Here is a 16643-nt window from a genome sequence, read left to right as displayed (position 1 = left end):
GATCATCGCACGCGCGGCGCCGTCTCGCGGCGCGGTTTCAGCGCGCCTCGCAGAGCAGTCGCATCACCTCCGCGCCGACCGTCAGGTCATCGAGCTGCCCGAAGTGCTGGCGGCGGACACGCCCGGCGCGGTCGATCAAGATCAGCGTCGGCGTGCCCTGCATCTCGTAGGCCTGCATCGTCGCCGGGATGCGCTGGCCGGCTAGCGGCGCATCCACGCCGACGGGATGCGTGACGCGGAACTCATGCAGGAAGGCCTGCAGCGACACGGGCTGCATTGCCTCGTGGTGCTCGAACACGGTGTGCAGGCCCACCACGACGACTCCTTCGCCGGCGAAATGCCGGTGGATCCGCTCGGCCTGCGGCACGCCGTGCAGCACACAGCCAGGGCAGAGCATCTGGAAGGCATGCAGCGCAACCACCCGGCCACGCAGGGCGGGCAGGTCCAGCGGCGTCTCGGTGTTGAACCACTGGCTCACCTGCAAGGCCGGCGCGGCCGGATGGCTGCTCATGACGGCTCCTCAGTCGCGGGTGGTGCTGAACACGTAGCCGTGATCCTTCTGCGCGACGTGACAGGCATGGCACGCCGTGGCAGCGTTGGCTCCCACCATTCGCTTGTTCCGGTCGCCGGCGCCAAAGGCCTCGTAGCCCCAGCCGCCGGTCGTCGCGTACTTCCGCGCGTCCTTGTGCATCACGCCGGCCAGCTTGCGCGCGCCTTCGGTGATTCCGCTGTCGGCCGCGGGCGCCTCCAGCAGATCGAGAACGATCACGCTGCCGTCGGGAAACTTGCCGGTTCTGTAGCCGTCCAGGGCCTTCCTGTTGGCGTAGACATGATGAATCCCGCCAAAGGACTCATGGAGCGGGTGACCGGCCTGGATCACCATGGTCTTGACGTGGCGCCAATCGCGGTAAGCGTCGGGATAGGGCACCTGCGGCGCGTCCGCGGACCGGGCGGGAGCGGCGCAGGCCAGAACGGCGACTGCGGCGACTGCGGCGACTGCGGCGAGCGAGTTCTTCATGTTCGACTCCTGTGTGCTCCGGACGGCCCGGGTGTTGCAGCCGCGGCCTTCGCGGGACCAGCCCGGATTCGAGAGATCATCCGTATGCATCGAGTCGATGCACGATAAGCATAGAGTCGATGCAACATGACCGTCAAGACATGAGTCGAGGCGATACAATCCACGGCATGAGCCAGTTGACGCCGCTGCTGGAACGGCTGGGCGCTCTCGTCCACCAGAGCGTGCGGGACGATGCTGCCCGCCACGGCCTGCTGCCGATTCACGTGCTGGTGCTCGGTTACCTGGCCCGCGCCAACCGCTACAGCGACCTGCCCATCGCCATCGCCGAGTATTTCGGCATCACCAGGGGCACTGTGTCGCAGAGCCTTGCCGTGCTGGAGGGCAAAGGCTTGCTGGTGAAAGAGCCCGATGAGCGGCACGGCAGACGCATCCACCTGCGGATGACCCGCGCCGGGCGCGCGGTTCTGAACGATTCCTGGACACAGCGCATCGAGCAGGAGCTGACGTCGCTCGCGCCGGGCGCTGCCGCGCTGGAGGAGTCGCTGCACGGTGTGCTGGTGACACTGCAGCGACTGAACGGCCGGCGCCCCTTCGGCGTGTGCAGTCAGTGCGCGCACTTCCTGCGCGAGCCGCGCGGCGCCCGCTGCGGGCTCACCGGCGAAGCGCTGGCGACAGAGCAGACCCTGAAGATCTGCCGCGAGTGGACGGCGGCGGCCGGGGAGGCCGCTTAGGCGGCAGTGGGGATCCCCGGCGCAGCCTCGCTTACCTGGCCGATCTCCCAGGGGCCGCCTTGGCGGCGACCCGTCTCGCGCCAGCGGTTCTGGCGGGCGCCTTTACAGCCGGGGGTTTTTTCGCCGACGCCCTCGGCGCAGCCGTCTTCGCAGCGGGCCTCGTTGCCGCGGCCTTCTTCGCCGCCGCCTTCTTCGCCGCGCCCGCCGCCTTCGTTGCGGCTTTCTTCGCCGCGCCCGCCGCGGGCTTCGGAGCGACCGCCTTCTTGATCGCGGCAGCTTCCTTCTCGACTGCTTTCTGGAGTGCCCTGGCCTTGCGTTCGGCATTCGACTGCAGGGCAGCCAGCTTGCGATCTGCCGCGCGCCTGGTTGCCTCCAGCTTCTTCTCGGCGGATGCCACCGACTTGCCCGCCGCCTTGCCCGCCTTCTCGAGCTGCTTCTGCGCGTCCGCGAATTTCTTCTCTGCCGACTTCACCAGGCTGCTGATGCCGCGCGCGACCTGGTCCTGGCTGGTCCGAACCTGCTTCCTGGCGCGCGAAACTCCCGAGGAAACGGCATCACCGAGGGCGCCCATCTTGTGCGATACCGCGCTGCCGAGCTCCTTCGCTGCGGCGCTCAGATGGTCGCCTGCCTGGGCGAGCTCGGACTTCTTTGTCGTCTTGCGCGTGGCCATGCGATTCCTTTCGTGCGTGAGTGCTTGCCTGCGGTAAATGTTGCCGCAACGCCAATCTACGCCGAGTGATGCGACCAGTGCACGGGTGATGCGGATTTTTTCTTCGGGTGTGCAACGGAAGCCGCATTGGCTTCTTTGCTCCGCGACCATCGACAAGGCCGGCGGAGGTGCCGCATGTCTGGGTGGGTCAGCAGGCAGGGGTCCGAATCGACCTCGGGAACATGCCCACTCATGTGCACCAGCACGGGCTGGCCGGCGGTCACGATGCACGGTGCCGCGCCCACCGCCGGCCCGGTTCATGATGTCGAGCAGCGCGGTCAGGTCACGCTCGAGCGCCGAAGCACCTTCCGCGGCCAGGCTTGCGGTGCCGTTGCCTTCCGCCACGTCGAGCACATCCTCGTCGTATCGAAGGGCGCAGGACTCTGCCAGCAACTCTCCGACGACCTGAAGGGTTGTGCCGATGGCGGCGTGGTCGCCGCTGGCCGAGGCCGCCTGCTGGCAGCGCTTGAGTGCATCGAGGTCGATGAGGGCTTCCATCTGCAGCCTCCACTGTGATTGCTTCGATGCTCGAGCTTCGAGCTTCGGGCGTCGATGGAGAGCACTATCTGCCGGTTACCTCCAATGCGTCCTTTGAGATTGGCGGGAACGTCCTGAACGTTCCTAAACGAGATGCCCGGAAACACCCCCCTGCAGGACTCGATCCGCTTCGGTCGCTGCGAAATCAGGCCGGCGGAGCGTCGACTGCTGATCGACGGCACGCCGGCCGTGCTGGGCGCGCGTGCCTTCGATCTGCTGCTGTGCCTGGCGGTGCATCGCGACCGGGTGGTCACCAAGGACGAAGCCCTCCTGTTCGCCTGGCCGGGACTGGTGGTGGAGGAGAACAACCTGTCGGTGCAGGTGTCGGCCTTGCGCAAGCTGCTGGGCCCGGATGCGATCGCCACCATCCCCGGAACAGGCTACCGGTTCACGCTGGCAGCGAGCGACTGCGTTGCGCCGCCCGATGTCGAGAGCTTCCGGCAAGGTTCCGCGGCTAACGACCAGCCCACCATCGCTGTGCTGCCGTTCCATGTGCGCTCCGGGGATCCGCATGTCGGGTTCCTGGCGGACGGCCTGGCGGAGGACGTCATCGCGCTGCTGGCGCGCGTGCCGGGCTTTCTGCTGATCTCCCACGCGTCGTCGTTCGCGTTCCGCGGCCAGCAGGCGGGCCTGACCGACGTCGCGCGCCAGCTGGGCGTGCGCTACCTGGTGGAAGGCAGTGTCCGTGCCGCAGCCACCCTGCTGCGGGTGTCCGCACAGCTCGTCGGCGCGGGTTCCGGCCGGATGCTCTGGACGGGCAGCTTCGACAGCCCGCGGGACAGCGCGGTCGATCTGCAGGAGGACATCGCTCGCGGCATCATCACGCGGCTCGAGCCCGAGCTGACCCGCGCGGAGATCGCGCACATCCGGCGCCAGCGCCCGGAGAATCTGGACGCATGGGCGCATTACCACCAGGCGGTCGGCGCGGTCGCCCTCCAGGGGTAGGGGGCCGACGCGATGAGCGAGGCGCGCGCGCACCTGCTCAGGAGCGTCGACGTGGACCCGTCGTTCGGCCTGGGACACGCTCAGTACGCGCTGCTGACGGCGCTGGCTCGCAACATCGGCGTGCTGCCCGACGACAAGGTCCTGGTCGACGGTGCCGTGAGCGCGGCCGACCACGCCATCGGGCTCGACCACGGCAGCTCGGAGGTGCTGGGCCATGCCGGCTGCGCGCTGTGCGATCTCGGCCAGAACGCCGAGGACTCCCTGACCGAGGCGCAGGCGTCCGGCAGGCGGGACCCGCGCCTTCATCTCGCACGCGTGCTGCAGGCAGCCGCGCTGGAGCGGCTCGAACGAAGGCCCGAAGCCGCTGCGGCTCTGTCGTCCGCGCACCGGCTGCGCCCGCAGCTCAGCCTGAGCGAGGTGGCCATCACGCACGGGCGTCGTGCCGGCGAGGGGCTCGCACCGCTCTGGGGCGAGACAGGCTAGGGGTTCGTGAACATCAGGTGTTGCCGGCAGCGGCAGCTGGAGCACTTCCTGGTTGCCGATGGCGGCCCCTGCGGAGAACGCCCGACTGGCACGGCGCCCGGGGTCGGACTACCGTTTCTTCGGCTTCGCGGCAGGCTTGTCGGGCTCGGGCTTGACGTAGTCGCCGATCACCGTCTTGACCGGGCAGACCGAGACGACCGGGCATTTGCGACAGGTGACGGCAATGGCGATTGGACAGAGCTTCATGGTGGGTTGCCCTTTCAGGGGTGGGCTGCTGGCAACGGCGCCGACGAGGAGCGACACCGTTGTCCACTCCGACTCGATTGCCTCAGCTCATGACTTCCTTGCTCGTTTCGCCGGCGCCTGAGCGACGACCTCGAGCTTCACCGGTACCAGGCCGGCTCGCGTCATGCCCAGCTTGCCCGCCGCGGCGCGCGAGAGGTCGATCACGCGGTCGGGCTGCGTGGGGCCGCGATCGTTGATGCGCACCACCACGCTGCGATTGTTCTTCGTATTGGTGACCTTGACCTTCGTTCCGAACGCAAGCGTCGGGTGCGCGCCCGTCAGCGCCTTCTGGTCGAAGCGCTGGCCGCTCGCCGTCTTGTGTCCGTCGAGGCGGCTGGAGTAGTAAGCGGCGAGCCCTTCCATCCGGTGTGCTGTCGCGGCCGGCGCGGGTGCGGCAGGGGCTGGCGCGGCAGGCATCGGCGCCGCAGCAGGGGGCTGCGACTCTGGCTTGGCCGCGGAGGGAGACGTCTGCGCGATGGCTGGCCCGGTGACGAGTGTGCCCAGCGCGAGCGCGATTGCGATTGCGGACTTGCGAATCATGGCATTCCTCCAGGTGGACCGCGCCGGACTTTCCGGAGACGGTGCATATCGAGTCGGGCGCGGATGGCCGACTGGCTGCATTGAAGAAGGTACTGCATTTACAGTGCCGCCAGAGCACTGCGAAGCCGTCTGCGCCATGCGTCTGAAACCCCACCCGAGCCGCAGCAAGGCCATCGCTGGCCGGGCGGGCCGGCCACTGGCATCATCCCCGCCCACCGACTCCCTGGACCGCCATGCCCCTGCGCCATACTTCCCGTCACCTGATGGGGCTGTTAGTCACCGGCGCCCTTGCCGCACTGCCTCTGGCCGCCACCTTCGCAATCTTCTGGTGGGCCGCCAGGATGCTGATGAGCTGGGTGGGCCCCGACAGCCTGATTGGCCGGGGAATGATGGCGCTCGGCCTAGGCGTGAGCGGCTCGGAACTGTTCGGCTACGTGGTCGGGATCGGTCTCGTGCTCGTTTCGCTCGTGCTGCTGGGCGCGCTGGTGCGCACTGGCGTCCAGCAGGGCGCCAGCCGCCTGCTCGACGGCGCGCTGCGCCGCATTCCGCTGGTGCGCACGGTCTACGACCTCGCGACCCGGCTGGTCGACCTGTTGCGTCAGAGCGACCGCGAGGGCCCGAAGTCGATGTCGACGGTCTGGGTCCATTTCGGAGGCGTCGGCACGGAGGGCGTGGCTGTGCTGGGACTGCTGTCGAGCGTCGAGCCGGTGATGCTGGAGGGCCGACCGCATCTCGCAGTGATCGTCCCCACCGCTCCGGTTCCGGTGGGAGGGGGCCTGCTGTTCGTGCCCGCCGCCTGGGTGCGCGCGGCCGACGTGGGCATGGAGGCGCTCACCAGCATCTACGTGTCGATGGGGGTGACCGCGCAGCAGCATCTGGCGCGGGCGCAGCAGCCCGCTGCCCCGGACGACGCCGGGCGCGCCGAAGACACAGATTTCAGTCGGGGTGCTTCCTGAGGCGAAAGGCCAGTCCCAAGGTCGCCATTCCGATGATGACAAAGACCAACGCGGCCAGCCCCCAGTCGCTGGCATGCAGCGGCCGGAGATTCAGCCATCGGCTGACCGGCGGGACCTGGACGAGCACGACGAGCGGCGCAAGCGTGCCGAGCACGAGCCAGCGCGCGCTAGCCTGGCGCAACTTCGTCAGCCCGGTCGTGATGGCGGCGCTGGCGACCAGCAGCACGGTCATGGCCATGGCGCGCGCGTGCTCGACGTTCTGGTCGGCGCCAAGCGCGTACAGGTAGCTCCAGACCACGGCAACGCTGGCAAGCCCGCCGACCGCGCCGATGGTCAGCCATGCCTCGGTGGAGAAGAATCGCGCACGTCGATGGCGCCGCACCGGCGCGAGCGGCCCGAGCGCTGGCAGGTCCTGGAAGGCCAGCATGGCGGTCGGATGGATCACCAGCTCGAGCCACACGATGTGGATCGGCAGGAACAGCAAGGGCAGGTCCATCAGCGGGATCACCGCCGCCCCGATCACCAGCGGCAGGTGCACGAGCAGCAGATAGGCGAAGGCGAGCCGAAGGTTCAGGAAGAGCTGGCGACCTTCGGCTACCGCATCGACGATGGTCCTGAAGTTGTCGTCGAGCAGGACCACCGGAGCGACCTCGCGCGCACTGCGCGTGCCGCGCTCACCCATGGCGACGCCGACGTCGGCCATGCGCAGCGCCGGGACATCGTTGACACCGTCGCCGGTGACCGCCACGAGTTCGCCCTGGGCCTGCAGCGCCTGCACCAGGGCGAGCTTCTGCGGGGGCGTGGCGCGCGCCACCACGTGCACCGCGCCATGGGCGTCGAGCATGGCGCCGGCGTCGTCGTCGGGGCGCAGGGCGAGAACTTTCGGCGCGCCTGCGCCCAGTCCGATCTCGCGAGCGATCGCCTCGGCCGTGGCCGGGTGGTCACCGGTGACCATGATGACGCGCATCCCGGCCGCCATGCAGTCGGCGACCGCCTCGCGCACCCCGTCCCGGACCGGATCCTCGAAAGCCAGCAGGCCGGCGAACCGGAACCCTCCCTCGGGTTCGACCGCGAGCGATGCGCCCGCGGGGATGTCGTGCCGGGCGCAGCCGATGAGCTTGCGACCGGAGCGGGCATGCGCCTCGACGCGCGCGAGCCAGTCGGTCCGCTCGGACTCGGAGAGGTCGCAGGCGGCCAGCACCGTTTCGGGAGCGCCCTTTGTGAACGCTGTCGCCACGCCGGTGGCCAGGCGCCAGATGACCGTTTCGCGGCGCCGGGCTTCCGTGAACGGGAAATCGGCGAGCCTGTCCGCTTCCGGCAGCGGTCCCGCCGCCGCGTGCAGAGCCTGGTCGAGCGGATCGCCGCTGTCGGGCCTCGCGGCCATCGTGGCCACCTGCAACACGGAGGATTCGTCCTGGCCGTTGGCCGGGTCCCTGTGGGCCAGCACCAGCGAGCCGGCGGTGATCGTTCCGGTCTTGTCCGACACGATGCACGAGATGCGCCCGATGTTCTCCACCGCCACCGCGCGTCGCACCAACGCCTTCTTGCGCGCCAGGCGAAAGACCCCGACGCCGAGGAAGAACGTGTAGACGACCGGAAACTCCTCGGGCAGCGCGGCCACGGCCAGCGTGACGGCACTCAGGAGCGCATCGATCCAGCCGTGCCCATGCCACAGCCTGACCGCCGCGAGAACGATGCACATGAGGATCGCCAGCCCGAGGAGCACGGCCACGAGCTCGCCGATGGCTTTCTGAAGCGGGGTCGCCGCGTGACCGCCCGCGCTGGCGGAACGCACGATCTCCCCGTAGCGCGTCTCGCTGCCGATGCAGACGATGCGCAGTCGGGCCGTGCCGGTCAGCAGGCGCGTGCCCGCGGTGCCCCAATGTTCCTCGGCTGCGCTGGCCGGGATCGGCGCGGCCGGCTCGAGCGATCGCTTGGCCACCGGCAGGGACTCGCCGGTCAGGGTCGATTCGTCCACCTGGAGGCCGTTGCCGGACACCAGCAGGCCATCGGCGGGGAAGTACTCGCCCGGCGTCACCTCGACCAGGTCGCCCGGAGCCAGCTCCCGCGACGGGATGTCCTGCCACTGCCCGTCGCGCAGCACCCGTGCGGAACTGGCCAGGCGGCTCGCCAGCCCCGCGGAGGAGGCGCTCGTGCGCCGATGCAGGTAGGCATCCATGCCCAGCAGCGGCGCGATCGCGACGAGCAGCGTCATCGACTCGGTGACCTGGCCCAGCAGGCCGAACAGGGCGGCGGTCAGCACCAGGAACCAGAGCATCGGATCGCGTGCGGTGTCGCGCACGACAACGAGCCAGCCGCTGGCGGTCTGCGGCACGATGTCGTTGAAGCCGTAGCGGCGCTGGGCCTCCAACTGCGCCGCGCTCAGGCCGGACGTGCCCGAGCCCAGGGAGGGCATTTTGTCGAGGGGGATGCGGCGCTGGGTCACGGATTCGGTTGCAGTGTCATGGCAGGTCTGTGCGCCAGCGTACATTTCTCGCCGGCAAGAGACTGTAGACTCGTTTCGAGGCACTAGGCATGCGTTTCGAGACACTGTGCCGATTGCCGGGCAGAAATGTCGCTCCCAAGCGGAGCTCTCATCGTGAAAGGCAAAGTCATGACCGTCGCACGAATCACCGAGATCAGCAGCGTCAGTTCAGTGAGTTTCCAGGACGCCATCGTCCAGGGTGTCGAACGCGCGAACAAGACGCTGAAGAACGTCAAGGGCGCCTGGGTCAAGGATCAGGAGGTCACCATCGACAATGGCAAGGTGACTGGCTACAAGGTGGTCCTGAAGGTGACCTTCATCCTCAGCGACTGAGCGGAGACCTGCCGGACGACCAGAGCGACATCGCGTCGTGCTGCGTCGATCGGCAGATTCAGGTGACTTACTGGCTGGCGATCCCTCCCGCTGCCCCCAAGATATCCACGCCGATCCCCTTGCTCATCGCCGGGCGGTCGAGCCGACCGTCGACCCGCACGCGCGAGCCGCCGGTGAACGCGCCGTCATTCCTTTTGAGGCGATCCCTTTCGTAGGCGAACCAGTCCTGGCTGCCGGCCGGCCCGGACGACGCCGACGCGACCCGCGCCGAAACCTGATCGGCGCCGCTGTCGGCGCATTCCTACACGCACCGACGCCACACGCCTACCTCAGCACTGCCGGCGCTCCCATGTTCGCCTGACGTTGCCGCGCCCACGATGGACACATCGCGGCCTTGCCGCTGCGTGATCCAGAGCCACGGGGCCCGCAGGCCCCCTCCAGGAGAGACAAACATGCTGCACCATGCCGTCGTGAGTGCCTACTGCGAATCTCCACCCGACAACCAGCTGCTGGCGTCGCTGCCTCCAGAAGTCGCCGATGTCCTGCAGTCCCGGATCGAGTCCGTGGATCTGGCAGCAGGTGCGATTCTCTACGAAGCGGGCACCGTCCTGAGCCATGTGTACTTTCCGGTCACGGCTGTCGTTTCGCTGGTTTCACCGCTGCAGGACGGGGCGTCCTCGGAGGTGGCGGTGGTCGGCCGGGAGGGCGTTGCAGGCGTGTGCGCCTTCATGGGCGGGGGCGAGGCGCTCAGCAGCGCCGTGGTGCAGAGCCCAGGCCTGGCCTGGCGCATGAGTGCACGTGACATCGCCGACCTGGCCCGTGACGTCGAGCCGGTGATGCAGCAGTTGCTGCGCTACACGCAGGCGCTGTTCACGCACATGGCACAGACTTCCGCCTGTCACCGGCACCACGCCCTGGCGCCGCAACTGTGTCGATGGCTGCTCGAGCACCTGGACCGGCAGTCGGGCGATGAAATGCGGATCACGCACGAACGGATCGCATGCCTGCTGGGCGTGCGTCGCGAGGGTGTGACCGGAGCCGCGCTTCAGTTGCAGCGCGACGGCCTGATCAACTACCGTCGCGGTCACGTCCGCGTGCTGGACAGGCACGGACTGGAGATGCACTGCTGCGAATGCTACGGCGTCGTCGAACGTGCCTACGCGCAGCTGCGCAGTCGTTCTGCTGCATGGCCACGACCCGTTGGCGTGCCGGAGCGGTTGGCGTCGAGCGAAGGCCCTCGGAGTCGCCGCATGATTTCGCCGGGCGCTGCAATGCCAACAAGCTCCGATGCGCGATGATCTCGTTGAACCAGGACGTCACGGCGCCACCGAGATCACCGCGCTGAAAGCGCGCTGCGCCGGAGGACGCGATCAAGCGTCCTCCGGCGGCGGCTTGCCGCCGGGGCCGGGCACCATGCGCGCGCGCAGCTTTGCGTCCAGGCCGGGGGTCGCACACAAGTCGGTGTCGACCAGGCCGCCGAAGGACAGCACCGCCTAGGCGATCCTGCGCGAAGAAATGTCGATCATGCAGGACGGTGCGCGCCCCCGCGAGGATCGCGCACCGTGGGGTATGTGATCAGATCCACGCCGGACTTCAGCGCGCGGAGCCACGCCTGAAGATGTTCACGATGGCCAGCAGCACGACGGCGCCGACGAACGAGACGATCAGGGCCGGCAGGCTGAAGTTGCTCTGGTTGATCGTGCCGACGCCTACCATCGGCGAGATCAGCAATCCCGCCAGCAGAGCGCCGACGAGGCCCACCACAACGTTGAGGACCATGCCTTGCTGGCCGTTGGTCTTCATGAACGAGCGATTGTCGAAATTCGTCGAACCCACCGAGACCAGCATGCCATCGACGATCATCACCTTGCAGTGGTACATGGTGGGTCCGTATTCCGCGATGACCGCGCCGGCCGCGAGCAGCGGCCCCCAGGTGGCGCGCGATGCCTTGCGCACGGTCTCGCTGTCGATGTGCTTGCCCGGCACGACGATACGCAGCCTGACGCCCCGCTTCATCGCCTCGACGAGCGCCTGCAGCGTCAGGGCGTCCGGCACGAAGTAGGAAGCCGACAGTTCGATCGAACGCGATGCCGCCGTCACCGCAAGCAGATGCATCAGCTGCATGCTCTCGCTGCCACCGCTGGGCGAACTGCTGAACATCTGCGCCGCCGACGACCAGCAGCTTGCGGTGGGTGCGGTTGTTCATGCGCCCCAGGTGCGACCAGTGCGGTGGATGAAAGCGCCTGACGTGGACGCCGGCTTGCGCCATCACCTCAACGAGGCTCGCGTCCATCTTCGCGCTGCCCACCCAGTCGAGCAGCACACGGACCATCACTCCCTGGCGCGCACGCTCGGCCAGGGCGTCGGCGAATGCGCGGCCGATGTCCCCCGACCAGTAGATGTAGGTTTCGATGGTGATCGACACCTTGGCGCCGCGGATTGCCGCCAGCACCGGCGGAAAGATCTCGTCCCCGTTCAGCAGCGCCCGAACATTGGTTCCCGGCAGGAAAGGGGTCCCAGCGGCACGCCGAGCTCGTGCATGAAACGGGGGTCGTCGAGCGGGTACAGACGTTCGATGCTGCGCTCGATCCTCGCTTCTGCGCCGACGAAGTTCGAGATCAGCAGCCCGGCAAGCAGGCAGAGGGTGGCGACGCCAAGTGCAACCAGCATCCAACGAGCCCTGTGACGCATCGACCTGGTTCAGTCTGGCAGCGAGTCAGCGCTTGCGCCTGCGATTGGCCTTCGGCTCGGGCCGTGCCGAACCAGGCGCGGGTCCGGGATCGTCAGCGGTAGCTGCGGGACATGCGGACGATCAGGACGTCCCGCCCGAACGCGGCAGCGGCGCAGGCCAGTGGGTTCTTGCGGACGATGCTTTGCGCGCCCTCGACCCATTCGTCCCGTGTCTCGCGCAACTGCGCGGTCTTCGCATGCAGCGTCTCTCCGGCGGCAGCGACGTTTGCGCCCAGTCGGGTCTTCTCGTACTCGGCAAACATCTCGCTCACGGCTTTGTGGTCGGCCTTGAGCAGGGCGATGGCGTCCTTGGGTGCGGGCTTGGCCTTGTCGCGGGTAACGGCCTCGGTGGCGGTCATGGAGACTCCTCGGGTCGCGTTCAATCGAGAGGCGGAAGATTCGGCCGCTCGTGCCTTGTGCTGTAAGTTGGATGCTAGCCAGGCAGGCACAGGCGGTCTGTACGCTGCCGCACCAGAGACCTTTCCGCCGCCTCAGCGAAGAAGTTCCTTTGGCCGTACCATCCGCACCGCTTTCTGAATTTCCCCCATACCGGCCGCCCCAGGTTCAGCGAAGGAACGACATGTCATCGGATCGAGTTGGAAAGACCGGCCCGGCCGATTCTCCCGATGCATTGGATCTGGCCCTGGAGAAGAGCCACGAGGTGTAGGCAAAGGTTGAGACCTGCGCGGACGACCTGGCCAGCGCCAACGAAGTGGTGAAGGAAAAGATCGCAGGCGGCACGACCTTGCTGTCGGCGCACCAGGCCCTGCTGGACGGCACGGCCGTGGAAGACAAGGTGCAGGAATGCGCCGACGACCTCCATGAACTGACCGAAACCCTGGCGCAGGGGATCGACGATCTTGCACAGACCGAGATCGCGTTGACCGAATCCCGGGAAATCCTCGCGGATACGCAGACGGCCCTGGCCGAAGCGCTCGTTCACGTCGATGCTGGAACACCGGCCGACGCTCTGGGCGTGGCTGGAGAGCCAGTCGGATCCGCGTTCGCGCCCCTGCGCACGGAGCCGATCGAGGAAGGGGCCATAAGCAAGCGCCTTGGTCTCGGTACGCTCCAGGCTGCTCAGGTCGCTGGCGTCGATCATGTGAAAGCGCATCTGCCTGAGCCTTCTGTCCAGGCGGCCCGAGGACAGGCTCGACAGGAGTCCCGAGCGCGCGAACGCACTGGCCTGGGCGAACGTGTGCATCTCCCGCATCAGATTGGCGCCGAAGGCGAGCTCGGCGATGCGAGCGTCGATGTCGCCCACCGTGCGAGGCGTGTCCTCCCGCTTCAGCGGACCCAGCAGGACCAGCAGCACGTCGCGCGCATCACAGTCGTAGAACAGGGGGAACACCGCGGGGTTGGCCGAGTACCCGCCATCCCAGTAGGCTTCGCCGTCGATCTTCACTGCATGGTGGATCTTCGGCAGGCAGGCAGAGGCGAGCAGCACTTCGATGGTGAGCTCATGCTCGCGGAAGACCCGCAGCTTCCCGGTGCTGGCCTGCGTCGCGCCGACAAACAGCTTGAATGGGCTGGCAGCCCGCAAAGCCTGGAAGTCGACCTGACGCTCGAGCAGGACGCGCAAGGGGTTCAGGTCGAAGGGGTTGAGTTCCAGCACAATGGCGTTCATCGCGCAGGCGCGCCTGCAGCCATGCCAGTCGAGGGGATCCCGGAATGCGGGGCGCTGTCGGGATCAGGCGTTCGCGCTTGGCGGAGGCCGTGCTGTCGTTCAATCGAACTCCAATGCAACGGGCCGGATGCCCTGCTATGGGCAGACAATACAGGGTTTTCCCCTACGGCATACTCCGCGCGCCGCGCTGCATCACGGCTCGCAGACGAGCCGGCCGTCGCGATTCCCGGCCCGATGCGACCCGCAGATGCCCTCCGACATGAACGTGGACTCCCAGCGGCCCTGGGAATTCCGGCAAGTCGCACGCAGATCGCCGTTGGCGGCGACCTCGATGTCGCGGCACGAGCCCCTGAAGGACCCGCTCCAGGTGACCTGGCTGACGCTGCCGTCGCCGCTGTCGCCAACCACGTTGGCCTCGCAGACGAGGCGTCCACCCCTGTTGCCGGCCCGGTGCGAGCGGCAGGTTCCGTCCGAGAGGAACGAGCGCTCCCAGCGCCCCTGGTCGCTGATGCAGGTCGCCCGCAGGTTGCCGGCGCTGTCGACCTCGGCCTCGCGGCAGGAGGTCTGGAACGACCCCTGCCATCTCACGGCGTCGGCGCCGGTGCCTGGGAGACTGGACTGGTGGCCGCAGGCCGTCAGCAGAAGCATCGCGCCGAACAGCGAAGCCTGGGTGAGCCGGCGTTTGACATCGGAGGGAATCATTCTGCACCTCGGACAATGTGGTGTGGAAACGAAGCCAAGCTTTGGCGTCCTCAGGCGCCGGTGAAGCGCGCCTTTCGCCGCTGCCTGAACGCCGCCCGTCCCTCGAGCGCATCGGCGCTGTCGCGTACCCCGGTCTGCACCTCGAGCTCGCGCCGGAACTGCGCTTCGTAGGTTTCGTGCTCGCCGTCGTCCACCAGCCGCCGGGTGGCGACCAGCGCGCGGGTGGGTCCCTCGGCCAGCCGCGACGCGAGCGCCAGTGCGCCCGCGCGCAGCCCGTCGTCGTCGAACACTTCGCGCACGATGCCCCATTGCTGCGCGCGCTCGGCCGACAGCGGCTCGTTGAGCATCATCATCTCAAGCGCCCGCTGCCGGCCGACCAGGCGCGGCAGCAGCCAGGTGGAGCCCAGGTCCGGAACGAGGGCGATGCGGCTGAACACCTGCAGGAAGCTCGCCGAACGCGCCGCAACGATCATGTCACCGGCCAGCGCCAGGCTACAGCCGCCGCCGGCGGCGACGCCGTTGACCGCCACCACGACGGGAACCGCGCACTCCCGGATCGCCCGGAAGGCTGGCCAGTAGTGGGTCATCACGCCCTCGAGCACGCCCTCGGGAAAGAGGTCGCCCTTCAGGTTCTGGCCAGAGCAGAAGCCGCGGCCCGCACCCGTCAGCACGAGACAGCGAACGCCGCGGTCCGCGGTTTCTGCCGCGATTGCGGCCGCCAGCTCGCCCAGCAGCGCCGGGGTCATCGCATTGAGCGTGGCCGGATCGTCCAGCGTCAGGATGCCCACCGCGCCATGCCGTTCACGTCTCACGCCTGCCATCGGAGCCTCTCCCTTGTCGGTTTGATGATAAAACGTGCGCTCTCAGCCTTCGGCACCTTCGACGCATGATGACATCGACAACGCAGCTTGCCACCCGCAAGGCCCTCCGATGAGGCGCTTCGCCGGATTCATCCCGCTTGCGCTGGCGGTGTTCGCAACCCTCGTGTTCGCAGGCGACTGGCTGGACGGCGAGGCGAGCGGCTGGTGGCCGCTGGGGGCGGCGCTGCTGGTGGCGCTGGGCATCCACGACCTGCGCCAGACGAAGCGCGCGCTGCTGCGCAACTACCCGATCGCCGGCCACCTGCGCTTCCTGATCGAGTCGATCCGGCCCGAGCTTCGCCAGTACCTGTTCGAGTCCGACACCGAAGCCGTTCCGTTCTCGCGCCAGCAGCGCGCGATGGTCTACCAGCGCGCCAAGCATCAGCTCGGAAATCGTCCCTTCGGCACCCAGCTCGACGTGTACGCCAACGGCTACGAGTGGATCACCCATTCGCTCGCACCGAAGCCCATGGGCTCCCACGACCCGCGCGTGCGGATCGGCGGCCCGGCCTGCACGCAGCCCTACGATGCCTCCGTGTTCAACATCTCGGCGATGAGCTTCGGCTCGCTGTCGGCCAACGCCATCCGCGCGCTGAACGAAGGCGCCCGCCGCGGCGGCTTCGCGCACGATACCGGCGAGGGCTCGATCTCGGTCCATCACCGCGCGGCCGGCGGCGACCTGATCTGGGAGATCGGCAGCGGCTACTTCGGCTGCCGCAACGCGGACGGCAGCTTCAGCGACGAGCGCTTCGCCGAGAACGCGCTCCTGCCGCAAGTGAAGATGATCGAGCTCAAGCTGTCGCAGGGCGCCAAGCCCGGCCACGGCGGGGTGCTGCCCGGGGCCAAGGTGACTCCAGAGATCGCGCAGGCGCGCGGCGTCCCGGCCTGGACCGAATGCGTGTCGCCGGCGGCGCACTCAGCGTTCTCCACGCCGATCGGCCTGCTGCAGTTCATCGACCGGCTGCGCCGCCTCTCCGGCGGCAAGCCGGTCGGCTTCAAGCTGGCCATCGGCCACCCCTGGGAGTGGTTCGCGATCGCCAAGGCCATGGACCAGACCGGCATCACGCCGGACTTCATCGTGGTCGACGGCAAGGAGGGCGGCACCGGCGCTGCGCCGCCGGAGTTCCTGGACCATCTCGGCACGCCGATGCAGGAGGGGCTGCTGCTGGTGCACAACACCCTGGTGGGGCTCAAGCTGCGCGACAGGATCCGGATCGGCGCCGCCGGCAAGATCGTCAGCGGCTTCGACGTGGCGCGCACCATGGCGCTGGGCGCCGACTGGTGCAACAGCGCGCGCGGCTTCATGTTCGCGCTGGGCTGCATCCAGTCGCAGACCTGCAACACGGGCCGCTGCCCGACCGGCGTCGCGACGCAGGACCCGATGCGCCAGCGCGCGCTGGTGGTGCCTGACAAGGCGGAGCGCGTGTTCAACTTCCACCGCAACACGCTGGCCGCAGTGGCCGAGCTTGTGGCGGCGGCCGGGCTGGATCATCCGGCGCAGCTGCGCCCGCATCACATCGTCCGGCGCGTCTCGCCTAACGAGGTCAAGCGCCTCTCCGATCTCCACGAGTTCCTGCAGCCGGGCGACCTGCTCGACGGCGAGGCAGCGCCTGCCGTGTTCCAGGCGTGGTGGTCGAGGGCGCGCGCCGACAGTTTCTCGCTCGCCTGAATGCGACGCGGGCGGGGACGCCTTGAGCGCACC

At 68.2% G+C, this 16643-nt stretch carries 19 protein-coding genes and 1 pseudogene; 7 read left to right on the top strand and 13 right to left on the bottom strand.

Translation table 11 applies throughout. The annotated features are described in order from the left end of the window. Positions 1-37: 37 nt before the first annotated feature. The gene (locus HNQ70_RS02255; protein WP_183963834.1) at positions 38-511 is read right to left on the bottom strand and encodes a redoxin family protein; all 474 of its coding nucleotides are present in this window, start codon (positions 509-511) and stop codon (positions 38-40) included. Positions 512-520: 9 nt separating this feature from the next. Continuing rightward, complete coding sequence (locus HNQ70_RS02250; protein ID WP_183963833.1) at positions 521-1018, bottom strand: cytochrome P460 family protein; 498 nt, start codon at positions 1016-1018, stop codon at positions 521-523. A gap of 176 nt (positions 1019-1194) precedes the next feature. On the opposite strand from HNQ70_RS02250, the gene HNQ70_RS02245 reads away from it, so the two are divergent. Further along, positions 1195-1749, top strand: coding sequence for a MarR family winged helix-turn-helix transcriptional regulator (locus tag HNQ70_RS02245; protein ID WP_221302596.1), 555 nt, complete (start codon positions 1195-1197; stop codon positions 1747-1749). A gap of 31 nt (positions 1750-1780) precedes the next feature. On the opposite strand, the gene HNQ70_RS20485 is transcribed toward HNQ70_RS02245, so the two are convergent. Then, a complete protein-coding gene (locus tag HNQ70_RS20485) occupies positions 1781-2956 on the bottom strand; it encodes a hypothetical protein (RefSeq protein WP_183963829.1) in 1176 nt (391 codons plus the stop codon). A 132-nt stretch (positions 2957-3088) separates the two neighbouring features. Here HNQ70_RS20485 and HNQ70_RS02235 point away from each other — a divergent pair, with 132 nt between their 5' ends. Both HNQ70_RS02235 and HNQ70_RS02230 read left to right on the top strand, forming a co-directional pair. Further along, positions 3089-3940 carry a winged helix-turn-helix domain-containing protein gene (locus HNQ70_RS02235; protein ID WP_183963827.1) on the top strand — a complete coding sequence of 284 codons (852 nt, stop codon included), beginning with the start codon at positions 3089-3091 and terminating at the stop codon, positions 3938-3940. A gap of 12 nt (positions 3941-3952) precedes the next feature. Further along, the gene (locus tag HNQ70_RS02230) at positions 3953-4423 is read left to right on the top strand and encodes a hypothetical protein (RefSeq protein WP_183963825.1); all 471 of its coding nucleotides are present in this window, start codon (positions 3953-3955) and stop codon (positions 4421-4423) included. Between the two features lie 108 nt (positions 4424-4531). Here HNQ70_RS02230 and HNQ70_RS02225 read toward each other — a convergent pair whose 3' ends face one another. Together HNQ70_RS02225 and HNQ70_RS02220 are read right to left on the bottom strand one after the other, a co-directional pair. Beyond that, positions 4532-4726 (bottom strand): hypothetical protein, encoded by a 195-nt coding sequence (locus HNQ70_RS02225; protein ID WP_183964334.1) that lies wholly within the window; start codon positions 4724-4726, stop codon positions 4532-4534. Between the two features lie 30 nt (positions 4727-4756). Then, a complete protein-coding gene (locus HNQ70_RS02220) occupies positions 4757-5248 on the bottom strand; it encodes a septal ring lytic transglycosylase RlpA family protein (protein WP_183963823.1) in 492 nt (163 codons plus the stop codon). 233 nt (positions 5249-5481) lie between these two features. Here HNQ70_RS02220 and HNQ70_RS02215 point away from each other — a divergent pair, with 233 nt between their 5' ends. Next, positions 5482-6204: a DUF502 domain-containing protein gene (locus HNQ70_RS02215; RefSeq protein ID WP_183963821.1), complete on the top strand. Its 723-nt coding sequence runs from the start codon at positions 5482-5484 to the stop codon at positions 6202-6204. Here HNQ70_RS02215 and HNQ70_RS02210 read toward each other — a convergent pair. Continuing rightward, positions 6185-8650 (bottom strand): HAD-IC family P-type ATPase, encoded by a 2466-nt coding sequence (locus tag HNQ70_RS02210; RefSeq protein WP_183963819.1) that lies wholly within the window; start codon positions 8648-8650, stop codon positions 6185-6187. The two genes, HNQ70_RS02215 and HNQ70_RS02210, sit on opposite strands and share 20 nt — an antisense overlap. A gap of 153 nt (positions 8651-8803) precedes the next feature. Between HNQ70_RS02210 and HNQ70_RS02205 the strand changes: the two genes are divergently transcribed. Continuing rightward, on the top strand, positions 8804-9022 hold the full coding sequence (locus tag HNQ70_RS02205; RefSeq protein WP_221302594.1) for a dodecin domain-containing protein: 219 nt from the start codon (positions 8804-8806) through the stop codon (positions 9020-9022). A gap of 452 nt (positions 9023-9474) precedes the next feature. Beyond that, a complete protein-coding gene (locus HNQ70_RS02200; protein ID WP_183963817.1) occupies positions 9475-10320 on the top strand; it encodes a Crp/Fnr family transcriptional regulator in 846 nt (281 codons plus the stop codon). Positions 10321-10615: 295 nt separating this feature from the next. Here HNQ70_RS02200 and HNQ70_RS20045 read toward each other — a convergent pair whose 3' ends face one another. From HNQ70_RS20045 to HNQ70_RS02175, 7 genes and pseudogenes are all read right to left on the bottom strand, one after another. Continuing rightward, positions 10616-10801, bottom strand: coding sequence for a GlsB/YeaQ/YmgE family stress response membrane protein (locus tag HNQ70_RS20045; protein ID WP_343060617.1), 186 nt, complete (start codon positions 10799-10801; stop codon positions 10616-10618). Positions 10802-10825: 24 nt separating this feature from the next. After that, a pseudogene (locus HNQ70_RS02195) lies at positions 10826-11432 on the bottom strand (phospholipase D-like domain-containing protein); the annotation flags it as partial. Between the two features lie 65 nt (positions 11433-11497). Further along, complete coding sequence (locus HNQ70_RS20575; protein WP_425504324.1) at positions 11498-11692, bottom strand: hypothetical protein; 195 nt, start codon at positions 11690-11692, stop codon at positions 11498-11500. A 113-nt stretch (positions 11693-11805) separates the two neighbouring features. Continuing rightward, positions 11806-12111 carry a hypothetical protein gene (locus HNQ70_RS02190; protein WP_183963815.1) on the bottom strand — a complete coding sequence of 102 codons (306 nt, stop codon included), beginning with the start codon at positions 12109-12111 and terminating at the stop codon, positions 11806-11808. A gap of 224 nt (positions 12112-12335) precedes the next feature. Beyond that, positions 12336-13379: a patatin-like phospholipase family protein gene (locus HNQ70_RS02185; RefSeq protein ID WP_183963813.1), complete on the bottom strand. Its 1044-nt coding sequence runs from the start codon at positions 13377-13379 to the stop codon at positions 12336-12338. Positions 13380-13571: 192 nt separating this feature from the next. Continuing rightward, positions 13572-14081: a CVNH domain-containing protein gene (locus HNQ70_RS02180; protein ID WP_183963811.1), complete on the bottom strand. Its 510-nt coding sequence runs from the start codon at positions 14079-14081 to the stop codon at positions 13572-13574. Positions 14082-14131: 50 nt separating this feature from the next. Beyond that, positions 14132-14902: an enoyl-CoA hydratase-related protein gene (locus HNQ70_RS02175; RefSeq protein WP_183963809.1), complete on the bottom strand. Its 771-nt coding sequence runs from the start codon at positions 14900-14902 to the stop codon at positions 14132-14134. Positions 14903-15011: 109 nt separating this feature from the next. Here HNQ70_RS02175 and HNQ70_RS02170 point away from each other — a divergent pair, with 109 nt between their 5' ends. Further along, on the top strand, positions 15012-16610 hold the full coding sequence (locus HNQ70_RS02170) for an FMN-binding glutamate synthase family protein (RefSeq protein ID WP_183963807.1): 1599 nt from the start codon (positions 15012-15014) through the stop codon (positions 16608-16610). The last annotated feature ends 33 nt before the right edge of the window (positions 16611-16643 follow it).

The sequence above is a fragment of the Quisquiliibacterium transsilvanicum genome (assembly GCF_014202215.1).
GTDB classification, from domain to species: Bacteria; Pseudomonadota; Gammaproteobacteria; order Burkholderiales; family Burkholderiaceae_E; genus Quisquiliibacterium; species Quisquiliibacterium transsilvanicum.
Note: the sequence above shows the minus strand (reverse complement) of the source record. Positions and strands in the feature narration are given on the sequence as shown.

Excerpts from the sequence above, each read along its gene's own strand:
- HNQ70_RS02230 (WP_183963825.1), top strand. The coding sequence starts at position 3,953 with ATGAGCGAGGCGCGCGCGCACCTGCTCAGGAGCGTCGACGTGGACCCG.
- HNQ70_RS02200 (WP_183963817.1), top strand. The coding sequence starts at position 9,475 with ATGCTGCACCATGCCGTCGTGAGTGCCTACTGCGAATCTCCACCCGAC.
- HNQ70_RS02250 (WP_183963833.1), bottom strand. The coding sequence starts at position 1,018 with ATGAAGAACTCGCTCGCCGCAGTCGCCGCAGTCGCCGCAGTCGCCGTT.
- HNQ70_RS02220 (WP_183963823.1), bottom strand. The coding sequence starts at position 5,248 with ATGATTCGCAAGTCCGCAATCGCAATCGCGCTCGCGCTGGGCACACTC.
- HNQ70_RS02255 (WP_183963834.1), bottom strand. The coding sequence starts at position 511 with ATGAGCAGCCATCCGGCCGCGCCGGCCTTGCAGGTGAGCCAGTGGTTC.
- HNQ70_RS02190 (WP_183963815.1), bottom strand. The coding sequence starts at position 12,111 with ATGACCGCCACCGAGGCCGTTACCCGCGACAAGGCCAAGCCCGCACCC.
- HNQ70_RS20485 (WP_183963829.1), bottom strand. The coding sequence starts at position 2,956 with ATGGAAGCCCTCATCGACCTCGATGCACTCAAGCGCTGCCAGCAGGCG.
- HNQ70_RS02185 (WP_183963813.1), bottom strand. The coding sequence starts at position 13,379 with ATGAACGCCATTGTGCTGGAACTCAACCCCTTCGACCTGAACCCCTTG.
- HNQ70_RS02175 (WP_183963809.1), bottom strand. The coding sequence starts at position 14,902 with ATGGCAGGCGTGAGACGTGAACGGCATGGCGCGGTGGGCATCCTGACG.
- HNQ70_RS20045 (WP_343060617.1), bottom strand. The coding sequence starts at position 10,801 with ATGGTCCTCAACGTTGTGGTGGGCCTCGTCGGCGCTCTGCTGGCGGGA.
- HNQ70_RS02215 (WP_183963821.1), top strand. The coding sequence starts at position 5,482 with ATGCCCCTGCGCCATACTTCCCGTCACCTGATGGGGCTGTTAGTCACC.
- HNQ70_RS02170 (WP_183963807.1), top strand. The coding sequence starts at position 15,012 with ATGAGGCGCTTCGCCGGATTCATCCCGCTTGCGCTGGCGGTGTTCGCA.
- HNQ70_RS20575 (WP_425504324.1), bottom strand. The coding sequence starts at position 11,692 with ATGCTGGTTGCACTTGGCGTCGCCACCCTCTGCCTGCTTGCCGGGCTG.
- HNQ70_RS02180 (WP_183963811.1), bottom strand. The coding sequence starts at position 14,081 with ATGATTCCCTCCGATGTCAAACGCCGGCTCACCCAGGCTTCGCTGTTC.
- HNQ70_RS02235 (WP_183963827.1), top strand. The coding sequence starts at position 3,089 with ATGCCCGGAAACACCCCCCTGCAGGACTCGATCCGCTTCGGTCGCTGC.